This window comes from Arenibacter sp. ARW7G5Y1 (assembly GCF_003201775.1).
Taxonomy (GTDB): Bacteria; Bacteroidota; Bacteroidia; order Flavobacteriales; family Flavobacteriaceae; genus Arenibacter.
Genome location: NZ_QJJZ01000012.1, coordinates 188,614 through 200,162 on the forward strand (window position 1 = coordinate 188,614; position 11,549 = coordinate 200,162).

The 11,549-nt window shown below is 39.7% G+C and carries 8 protein-coding genes; 1 reads left to right on the forward strand and 7 read right to left on the reverse strand.

What is annotated here, in order from left to right; genetic code table 11:
• Positions 1-146 precede the first annotated feature (146 nt).
• Positions 147-680 (reverse strand): dihydrofolate reductase family protein, encoded by a 534-nt coding sequence (locus C7972_RS16880; protein ID WP_110357348.1) that lies wholly within the window; start codon positions 678-680, stop codon positions 147-149.
• A 1,146-nt stretch (positions 681-1,826) separates the two neighbouring features.
• On the opposite strand from C7972_RS16880, the gene C7972_RS16885 reads away from it, so the two are divergent.
• Positions 1,827-2,036, forward strand: coding sequence for a tyrosine-type recombinase/integrase (locus tag C7972_RS16885; RefSeq protein WP_110357349.1), 210 nt, complete (start codon positions 1,827-1,829; stop codon positions 2,034-2,036).
• Positions 2,037-2,358: 322 nt separating this feature from the next.
• Here C7972_RS16885 and nhaC read toward each other — a convergent pair whose 3' ends face one another.
• From nhaC to C7972_RS16915, 6 genes are all read right to left on the reverse strand, one after another.
• The gene (gene nhaC / locus C7972_RS16890; protein ID WP_110357350.1) at positions 2,359-3,822 is read right to left on the reverse strand and encodes a Na+/H+ antiporter NhaC; all 1,464 of its coding nucleotides are present in this window, start codon (positions 3,820-3,822) and stop codon (positions 2,359-2,361) included.
• 268 nt (positions 3,823-4,090) lie between these two features.
• Entirely contained in the window at positions 4,091-5,188 is a 1,098-nt protein-coding gene (locus C7972_RS16895) for a GTP-binding protein (RefSeq protein ID WP_110357351.1), read from the reverse strand.
• 19 nt (positions 5,189-5,207) lie between these two features.
• The gene (locus C7972_RS16900) at positions 5,208-7,712 is read right to left on the reverse strand and encodes a GH116 family glycosyl hydrolase (RefSeq protein ID WP_220020925.1); all 2,505 of its coding nucleotides are present in this window, start codon (positions 7,710-7,712) and stop codon (positions 5,208-5,210) included.
• A gap of 228 nt (positions 7,713-7,940) precedes the next feature.
• Entirely contained in the window at positions 7,941-9,407 is a 1,467-nt protein-coding gene (locus tag C7972_RS16905; RefSeq protein WP_110357353.1) for a sulfatase, read from the reverse strand.
• Between the two features lie 32 nt (positions 9,408-9,439).
• Complete coding sequence (locus C7972_RS16910) at positions 9,440-10,978, reverse strand: arylsulfatase (protein WP_110357354.1); 1,539 nt, start codon at positions 10,976-10,978, stop codon at positions 9,440-9,442.
• Between the two features lie 55 nt (positions 10,979-11,033).
• The coding region (locus tag C7972_RS16915; protein ID WP_146216345.1) for a RagB/SusD family nutrient uptake outer membrane protein at positions 11,034-11,549 on the reverse strand (516 nt) is incomplete at its 5' end.

Sequence of the window (11,549 nt, forward strand, 5' to 3'; positions counted from 1 at the left end):
ATGTATGGCCAGGCTAAATGCTAAAAAGTGGCACTCAAAATTATACACCCCAAAATCAACCTTATAGATTGATAAAAAATAAAATATTTACTTTAAGGAACTGGACTAGTGCTTTTCATAGGAGCCATTGTTGTGGCTAGTACTATTTATTTTTTCCGGTCGTAAGTTAATATTTGAAGTCCGTCAGAAAATGATTCTTTGTCAGTTAATTCCCAACTTTCATGTGCTGTTGAAGAACCGAATAATTTTGTGCCACTTCCAAGTACAACAGGATTTAATTTGAGTTTCAATTGGTCAATCAGTCCGTTTTCCAATAACCAACCTGCAAACTGTCCGCCACCACATAGATAAATATCAGTCTTGGTGTTTTTTCGAATTTCATTCACTTTATCCACACTCAGCTTTTCGATATTAACGGATTCTGATAGGCTATCAATTTTCAACGAATTCGAGAAGATGTGGTGCTCCATATTTGGGTAAGCAGGCTGCCCTGGTTCAAGCCCATATTGAAATCCGAATTCATATGTTTTTCTTCCCATAATAACAGTACCGAAACTCGCAAGGTCTGATTGGTATTTTTCAACTCCTTCTCCTTGCAAAATAAATTTACTGATATCGTCATTTTTCCCTGCGATGTATCCATCTAAAGAACTCGCTACATAATAGATTATTTTTTGCATATTTTTTCTATTTTTCTTTCCTGTCTGTCATGTATTAGCCACAACAATAGAATATTGTAACTAGTACTTTTATTGCTATTATAGGTGTAATGTAGTAAATCTTTTTTGTTTGCCCGTAATGCTCAACCGTTTACATAGATACACTATATTGATATTACAAAAAGGCCTTAAAAGAGGCCATTTGAGCCTAAAATATAATAAAGTTTTGTTAAAAATGAAAAGGGATCATGACCAATTGTTGTGTTTATCAAAAAGTTAGGAATAATTTGATTAGTCGTGTTTTTTGATCAATAGTTTTAATTAATAGGAGCAATTTATTAAAACTAATCATTAAATTATTCTTTCATTTTACTCAAGTGGTTTTTATTGTTTTTTAATGGTTTTCGTGAATCTTCGATTTCTTTGCTTGTCCAATGAAACCGACGCAGGAGGTTCATGAATACCTTATTATAAAATAAAAAGGCAATGAATAAAACGAAACCGCAGGTTCAAGAATACATAATTAGGAAAATAACCAGCCATGAGCTAAACAAACCTGCCTTCCGGCAGGCAGGAGAAAAGACCCTTCTTAGCTAGGTGGTCCCTAAAATCTCTGGATTTTAAGTACCGATGCCATGGCCTAAATTATTTCCAAGGCTTCAATAATTCTTAACGGCCAAGCCATCTCCACGACGGAAGAAGAGTTACCAAACCATAGACCTTGAGGGCAATGTCCAAAGGTTTATAATAACGGAAAATGACTTATCCTCACTTGAAGGTTGACGGAACGTAAGAAACGGCCTATTTTCAATTTCGTATTAAATCAAGTAGTTTCCACATTGGGTTCAGGTAGGCGTCCATAGAGCATTTCACCCAAGTGAAAGCGGCCTGGACGCCGGGGCCGTGGAAAGTGCGTAGATTTAAAGAAATTTAAAATCAGCCTAGCGTTTTTTGGTTCGTTTTTTGGGCGATGCAAAAAATGAACAGGACACAAACTTGAAATAGTAAATTATATTTTTTTGTAATTCACACACAACTTTTGGGATTGATCCATGAAAAGTGGGCCTAAAGTGAGATTTTTACCAAATAAAAAAGGCTCCAAATCTCTCGGAAGCCTTTTTTTTTTATTAATGATGGCACTAGGATTACCTGCGGTGATCCTACCTTATGATTATAGCCAACGATGCCGGTATTGAAGAACACTTCACCACCTATACCATACGCCATTCCTGGGCTACCATCACCAAGTTCATGGGAATACCCACGGAGGTGATCAGTGATGGGTTGGGCCACAACTCCTTAAAAACAACTCAGATCCATTTAAAGGGTTTTACCAACCATGTTCTGGATGAAGCGAATGAGATGGTGGTATCATAGCGGATTTCACAAAAAAAAAGTAGAGTAGTAAACCTAATAGAATGGCTGTATTATAAACAATTCTCAGAATCTTCATCCTTCATCAACATAAAAAAAGCTCCTTTTTAAGGGAGCCCTTCCTCTTAAAACTAACTAAACAACTAAACTTGTAATAAATCCTAAAAGAAATCCACAAACTTCTTTCAAAAAACACTCTCAAATATATTTTATACAATAGAGTACAGTTCAATTCTATTTTAAAAAATTTACCAACCATGTTCTGGACGAGGCCAATAAACGTGTTGTTACCAAGGGAATTCTTAATGAAATATATCCCAAATTCTTATCGGTCACCAATATTTGGCCCCTCTTCTAAAATTGTATTGGTACTCTGACTCCCTATCCCGAAAATTGCAAAAAGGGGGGCAACAATAATGTTGCAGATGGAGAATATTTGCCAATAGTAATAATCCTCATAAGCAACACCCAATGTGGCCGACATAAACAATACTGTTGTTGACCATGGAACCAGTGGCTCCAGTACAGTTCCATAATCCTCTATTGAACGAGACAAGACATAACGGGATATGTTGAATTTATCATACAAATTTTTAAAGGCATCTCCAATAATAAAACTAACTGCACTTTGATTGCATGTAATCGCATTGGTAAAACCCGTTGAAGCCAAACTTGCCAATATAATTCCTCTTCTGGTAATTATAAACGAGAACAAACGATTTACAATTTGGGATACTGCATTGGTAACATCCATTGTGCCTATAAAAGCAAGCGCCATTATTACGAAAACAATTACCTCAACAAGTTCAAAGAGACCTCCCCTATTCAATAACATAATTAGCTGTACAGGAGTATTTATTATCCAACTTGCCATATCTGTATTAAAGCCATCTTTTAAAGTCATGATGACATTTGTCATTCCAAAATCTTGAAATAACAAAGCCAATAAACAAGCAACAATAGCTGACATTACTAGAGTAGGAAGTGTTGCCTTTCTCTTTAAAGACCCGTATAACACTATAAGAGGTGGCAACAATAAAAAAACATTAAAATTAAACATTAAAGAAAGGTTGTGTAATATTTCAGTAGTCTCCGGGGAGGTTATCTCTGTCAATGTGGGAGGATAAATAAACCCTAATCCAAAAAACACAATTAATGCAATAACTGCCGATGGTAGAGTTGTATATGTCATTGATTTAATATGCCCATACAAATCCACCTCTGAAGCCATGGCGGCAAGGTTGGTCGTATCCGATAATGGGGACATTTTATCGCCAAAAATGGCGCCACCCACTATAGCACCTGCCGTAATTCCCAAATCTGCCCCTATAATTATTGCAACTCCAATTATTACGGTTCCAATTGTGCCAACTGATCCCCAAGATGTACCGGTTACAGTGGAAAAAATGATAGGGATAACAAAAGCCAACAAATAAATATAATGTGGGTTTATTAATTTAATACCATAATACAACATCATAGGAATTGTTCCACTAATGATCCAGGATCCAATGATGATTCCAATAGCAAATAATATAAGAATTGCAGGAAACCCCTTTAAAATTTTATCAATTATCGCCTTCTGAATCGCTTTCCATTTATAACCAATAAATATTAAATGGGCCGTGGAAAAAATAGCTGACAACGAAAAAATAATCTCCAAAGGAAAGGCAGATTTTTCATAAAATATTGGCCTTATAATCAATCCATAGAAAATAAAAGTAATTAGAAATATTATAGGCAATATCAAATGAAACAAGCTAATATTTCTATGTGGTTTATTGGTCATTTACTATTAGGTTATAATATTATTGTAATTAAAATTCTATTCGGTGAAACGAAAAGTCAACCACTAGAAATATAATGTCACTTTAACGAAGCGTTTTGTTTATTCCCGATCAACCCTATGAATCCATATATACAGCTCCACCATACACATATTTCCAATTATCGATTTAGATTATGAACCTTCATTAGCACCAATTCCCGAATGGTCCCTTTATATAATCTCAAAAAGGAAGTAATATATTTATTACTTTCTGCGGAACCCTCCGCTCTTAACATGTAATGCCAAATCTATGGATAGGCTCAGGTCTCATAGGTGTAAAATGTTTTTTGGCAATCATTTCAAATTTAAATCCATGTTCCATATAAGATTGAAGAACATCGTTCACTATTTCATCTATAGTCCAATGTGAGGTTTCTGCCCTAATATTTATAACCATGCGAACGGATCGACTTGCAAACTCGGTTCCCCTTATGTCCACACCCTCAATTTCATTTATGATGTTTCCCGCGCTAAAGTTGACCCCACTTTTTAAAAAAGTCTTTACATGGGCTATTATTATTTTTTTAGATTCGAATTCCTTTTGAATTAATGCCAATATTTCCCTATTAAAACCTTGCCAATCCATAATTGTAAGATTTTCCAGCCCAATCATAAATGAAGCATTATACCAACCCATTCTAGACTCACATAAGGCGTAAACATCATAATCTACATTTGCTAATCGCTTGCCCGATTTTATATCCGAAAGAATTACAACAATCCAGTCCTCAACACCTATACTTTTTTGGCTCGAAATCCAACAAATTGGATAATCGGAAAATTTGGTGTTTATTAAGTCCTTCAATTCATCAATTTGATCATTCTCAAGTAAGTCTAGTTTATTGACAACTATATAATCGGCTTCCTCCCATTGCTTTATATAAATATACCCAGAGCCTTCTTTGTGACTATCCAAATTCTTAAGTGTTGCAAATAATTTTAGTGGATCTACCAATACGGATAAGGGAGCTACTTCAAAAGCGTTCGGAAACAACTTCTTTAATGGCTGTATCAAAGTTGAGCATAAATCGGTACAGCTTCCTACGGGTTCTGCCAATATCAGTTCACAATGCAATACCTTTACCATATAATCTATGGCATCTACCAATCCATTAAAATCACAACAAAAGCATTTTCCCGATATTTCACTAACGATTAGGCCATTGTGTTGTAAAATATTCGTATCGACCAAACCCACTGCCTGATCATTGGTAATAACACCTATTTTTATACTTCGCGATTTTAATATTTTTGAGGCACAATTAAGTAATGTGGTTTTACCAGCACCCAAGAACCCCCCAACAAATATTATTTTTGATTTTTTCATATACTGTAATTTTGGACAATCATACTTTGATTATCTTCCCTGATATTGAAAACCTCGTAATTTCTATGTGTCCATAAACAATATTAATTGCCGGTTCACCATCTTTTAAGCTTATATTTCCAAAGCCGGTCCGTGTAGACAAAAAAGACGTGAAATCTTCTCCAATTTTAGAATCTATATATAGGGTTTTTTCATAAGCGTCATACCGAACACCTGTTAATCCCTGTATTAAGGAATAACTGGCCATTGCCCTTGCGTACCAGTGGCCGCATTCATATTCATCAAAGGGGTTTCTAACGGTACCGTCGTATCGCTTACGACATGTCCTTACTATTTCGAGCCCCTCTTCTACCATCCCGTTCATGATTAAATGCGATGCCACCTGATATTCTATACCAGTCCACACTTCATTACTATAGACAAAAGGTAGCTTTAATTTACCTCCTTTAGGCCAACTACATAAGATTAGCCCGCCTTCGGCCCCCAATGCATAAGACGGCCTTTGTGGATTACTATGGTTACGCATATCCTTCAACAGATTATACGTATAAACGGATCTTAAGTGACTCATTACCATCTTTCCGTCGATTACTTCTTCCAAACCACAGCAAGAGGCCATCCACATACCTACTATTCCATCGGAAAGGCAACCTTGGCCATATTGATATTTTGGACCTTCCTTTTCAAGCAATGCCTTTGCTTCAACAGAATAATTAGTTTTCCAGCTGTTTTTAGATAATTCAATAGGATTCTGCGCCACAAGACCCTTCCATACTATCTTTTGTATAAAATATTCTCCTTCATACAAATTAGTTTCCATAAACTCTTTGCCTTTCTTCAATAATACTCTATATTCTTGGACCGATTCGTTGGCAACTTTACCCATTTCAATTATAGCTGTCAAAGCTCCCAAATAAAAGCTCATAGTCATTCCGTTGGGGCCCCAGAATTCAATATCATATGTATTATGATGAGGCTCTTCCAATATTCCTTTTCTTTTTGGGTCCCAGGTCGCTATACAATAGTCCAAACTACTTTTGATTCTCGGGTACAATAAAATCATCCAATTGGTATCACCTGAAATTCTCCAATCTCGGTAAACCTTCATTATACCTCCCAACTGGCCATCGGCAGCTGCATGAAAATTATGATTTACTTTGCTGAACCTTCCGTCCGAAGCTTCCTCATATTCATAATCAATTTTACCTATTGGCAAAGAGGTCCGAAAAGTCTGATGCCCCTTTTCATTCTGACTTAGGTTAAATTCTGTTTCCCTCAATGTTCGCTCTAAGTCTGGAAATAAATGAGGAAGCGCTTGTGCATAATTCCATACATGAGAACAGGACCCTGGGCAACAACCGATTGTGTCATCGCAACCTTCATAAGCCCACAATTTGCCATCTGTTTGTCTCAATACAGTTGGAGATTTTAGTATTCCTAAATTGGCGGAAACGGCTTCCAAAACTTCTGAAGGCAATGTTGATTTGTAAAAAGCTTCTGTAAATTTGAAACTATCATTATTAAGTCTATCGTAATTGTCTTTCCAATAACCTACCAGCTGACCGATGGATTTAAATTTATTTACATACCATGGGCGATACGTTTTTGATTCACTACAGGACGAATTTGGTTCACATATAATCCCCTTTCCAATACGCAGATCTGAATTTGGCGTATACCAACAAAATAATACTTTAATCACTTTTTTTTCTCCTGGTTTCAAGGTGAAAGGCAAATAAATGCTCGCTCCTGGCGCGTCTGAAGAAACGGGGTCTGTTCTAGAGGTATTACCATTTTCGATTTTATTCCATGCAGTATAAAGTGGATCGTTCCAACTCCCTCGGAACCAGCAACAATCCAATGTTACTTTTTCATTGGGTATATAGGCTGCAAATTGGGAAAGGTTATTAGGGGTGCATTCATCAAAATACCCTTGTTCGAGAACAAACCCATTAACTATTTTAGTAATACGGTTATTGCCTCCTTTTTTTAAAAAATTTTTAGAATTCCATGAAAAAACACTTTCAATTTTATCTTCAGATTTGTTTTCAAACGAATATTCCAAAGCTCCGACTGGCAAACTAGAATCATCCGAATTAGTCGGAATAAAAGGGCTCCATCCATTTATTTGAATGTCCATAGAAACATCACTATCACTAAGCTGTATTGTTCCATATGGAAAGCGCGCCTTAAAACAAGCGTAATCGAATCTGGGGAGCCCAAAATTGTTGTCTCCAGCTCCTATTGCAGTAGATGATCTTGGGCCGCCGGTTTGGCCGTGTTTTTTCCAATCAGGTACAGGCCCCTCCAAAACCTTGCTAATATTCTTCTTACCCTTAATGTGTAATGCGGCAAAAACACATGGTTCATTATACACATCAGGCTTATGATTAATTGACATATGGGAAATTGCGCCCGTTCCCTCCATACAAAACATACCCGCCCCAATTCCTCCTATTGGAAATGCAATTTTACTAAGATGCCTGCCTTTATAAACATCATTAAATTCACGATTATCAACCATATTCATAAAATTATACGCGCCATTTTAATGGGTTTCTCTTCAACTCAAACTTTTTTACTGCACTCCTAAAAAGACATTTCATATACTATTCCACTGAAAAAAATTTATCTTTTTATTCATTATCTACATATAAGCTCTTATCATTTTTGCCTCCAACCTACTTGGCATATTGAACAAAATGGCACAACTCATAATAAGCGTATATTAATATGTTCATTATATTAATTATTACCGTTTCACTTGCGCATGAGCCCTTCGTTCAGTACCCTCCATATGTCTTAAATCATCACCTAAAGTAATTCTGTACTGGTCAGCCAACTCATTTAATTCACCCACTACTGTAGGAAATTTTTCTTGTACATCCACTGTCTCCCCCGGATCGGAACGAAGGTTGTATAGCGCATATTTCGCCGTTAAAGATTCCTGCTTACCCGGCCACCCGTCATATCCCGGAGGATTTTTTTTGTAAGACCTATATGAATGGCTGAACACCAATTTCCATTCTCCCTTTCGTATCGCTTCTAGCTTGTTGCCCTGATAATACGCAAAGTGTTCTCTAGGATTGGCTCCAGACTCATTTTTCAACAGAGAAGATATATCCACTCCATCAATTTTTTTACTCGGTAATTGTGCATTGGCAAACTTTGCAATTGTGGGAAGTAAGTCAATCGTTGATGCCAATTTGTTGCATATCGTACCAGCTGGAATAACATTTTTCCATTGCATTATGCAAGGAACTCTCATACCGCCTTCCCAAGCGCTACCCTTTCCTTCCCTTAATCCACCAGCATTACCTCCGTGATTTCCAAAACTAAGCCACGGGCCATTATCACTTGTAAGAATCACTAGTGTGTTATCATCCAATTTCAATTTTCTCAAGATATTTAGTATCTCTCCAACGGACCAATCCAATTCCATCATTACATCACCATACAATCCAGTCTCACTTTTACCTTTAAATTTATCCGAGACTGCTAATGGGACATGTGGCATTGAATGCGCTACGTACAGAAAAAAAGGAGAGTCCCTATTTTCTTCTATAAATTTCACGGCTCGATTCGTATAATTAGTGGTAAGAGTCGCCTGATCCTGCATGTTCTTAATATAGCCGATTCGTTCATTGCCTTCCATTAATGGTAGCAATGGATGTTTGAGCTTATTGGGGTTTATTTGCTTGTACGCCGGACCCGCAGGTTGACCATCATAGCCCATTGGCCACATATCATTAGAATATGGAAGTCCGTAATATTCATCAAATCCTTGTTGCAAAGGCAGGTGTGCCCTCTGATCACCTAAGTGCCATTTACCGACCATTCCTGTGCGATATCCCTTTTTCTTGAGCACTTCTGCAATAGTTTCCTCTGTAGGGTTAAGTGCTCTGGTACTCCATGGCATTAGGGCACCTGAAATCCCAACTCTATTGGAATAAGACCCGGTCAATAAGGCCGCTCGAGAAGCACTACATACAGGTTGTGATACGTAAAAATGTGTAAATCGCATCCCTTCGGCCGCCATTTTATTGGTGTGAGGAGTTTGATAACCTGTACCTCCATAGCTTTCAAAATCCCCAAAACCCAAATCATCCATAAATATGAGCACTACATTTGGTTGTTTTACTTGAGCATACGAGTTCATGGCAAACCCCATAAATAAACTAATTATGGATATCGAAATACAATGATTAATAATTTTCATTTGAATATATTTTAAATGTTTTTAAAGATGCCTCAATCCGGGGCCAATGTTTTTTCCAGTAATTCTTTCATTTTCCTGGCTACCCTAGGGTTTTGGTCATAAAGGTTTTCAGATTCCTTGATATCTGCCTCCAAATTGTAGAGCTGGGCCTTTGGGGCGCCCTCCCTAAGCTTTCCGTTCTCGATGTCGCTATTGCGCTGTCCGGTAAAAGGAAACGCCGCCGGACCGCCGAAAGCATGCTCCCCTGCCTTGGTGGCGGAGAACCCGCCCCCGCCCTGGCCACTTATGTACATCCATTTCCCCTTGCGTATCGCCAGGTTGTCCTTTTTGTTCGGGCTGATCACCAATTGATCGCGTATCGGTTTTTTAGGGGTCCCGGTAAATGCCGGCAACATATTATAACTATCCGGGCCTTCGTCCTCCTTTAGCCCAAGGTCGACCAAGGCGGCCATAGTGGCAAGAAAGTCGGCATTGGACAATAGCTCGTTTGAGACCGATCCTGCCGGGACTCTGCCGGGCCAACGTACGATCATGGGTACACGGTGCCCTCCTTCCCATGCATCAAATTTAAAACCGAGTAGGCCATCGTTCTGATGGTGGCCCTGACTATACGCGTCCTGCCCTCCTTGGTTCAACATACCACCGTTGTCACTGGTAAATATCAACATGGTGTTCTCGGTGAGCCCTTCCTCCTCCAAGGTCCTGACGATCTCCCCCACTATCCAATCCAGTTCATGGATGAAGTCCCCATAGCGTCCCGCCTTGCTCGTTCCTATGAAGCGGGGTGCAGGTGTAAAGGGATGGTGTATATTGGTCGTGGCATAGTACAGAAAGAATGGAGTGTCCTTATGCTTCCTGATAAACTCGACCGCCTTGTCCTTTAGCACCGTTCCCACCATACGGTCATCATAGAGCGCATGGGCCGCCCGGCCTCCTCCAATGGCATCTAAACCCATCTTCTCAGGGAACCAGCGTGTCTCGGCCTTTTTCCCGTAAACCATAGGGTCTTCCGGTGTAAGTCCGACCACTTTGTGGTCCTCTACATATACAAAAGGGGGATGGCTGTTCAATATCGGAACGCCGAAATAGGAATCGAAGCCCAGCTCCAAAGGCCCGGGCCTTAACTCCTTGTTCCAGTCTATTGGGCTTTCGTTGCCAAAGCCCAGATGCCATTTTCCCACAATCCCGGTACGGTACCCGGCACGCTTCATCACATCCGCAATGGTCGTCCTATCGGGGGCTACCATCAGGGGCGTCCTGAGGGATATCGGGTTCCAAAAATCCCTCCTGCTCGGATACCGCCCCGTTATGAGCGCATACCTGGAAGGAGAGCACACCGCCGATGCGGAATGGAAGTCCGTAAACCTCCTGCCCTCCTTGGCCAAACGGTCTATTTGGGGCGTTTTCACCAAAGTGGCCCCATAGGCACCCAGGTCCCCGTACCCTATATCGTCCGCGTTGATGATGATCACATTAGGCCTTTCGCCCGATTGCCCCAAAATCCCAAAGGGTACAAGGAACAATAATAGCGCTATAAAAGGTGGCCATTTCGCATGGTTATAAAACCTCATGAAATCAAAATTTAAGATTAGTACTATCTAGTTTCTCAAGCCACATTACCCCTCTTTAATAGCCGGGATTCTGTTCCAGGTTTGGGTTCTTGTCCAACTCGGACTGCGGAATAGGAAAAAGAACATGGAAGTCCTTGGCCGGCTTTCCTCGCGCAACCGCCATCTCGATAAACTTGCCGTGCCGTATGAGGTCCTCGCGGCGCAACCATTCACTATGAAACTCCCTGCCTCTTTCATCGAGTATAAAGTCCCGTAGCGACTCCTTATCGGCGTACGAAACTAGGTCGATCGGAGGAACATCTGCCGCCTCCCGGATTTCGTTCACCAGGTCTATGGATTCCTGTGTAGGGCCCTGTACCTCGTTCAGGGCCTCCGCCCGCGACAGCAGAATATCGGCATAGCGAATCCAAGGAAGATCATTTCCTGCAACACTACCAATACCAGTGGGGTCCTCCAGATACTTGAAGCTCCTTACATCGTCCTCCCCTAGGACCACCGTTGCCCCCTGTACATTGGTATACTCGAACACGAACGCGTTCAAACGCTCGTCCTCCGGTTCAAAAAGCTCCAA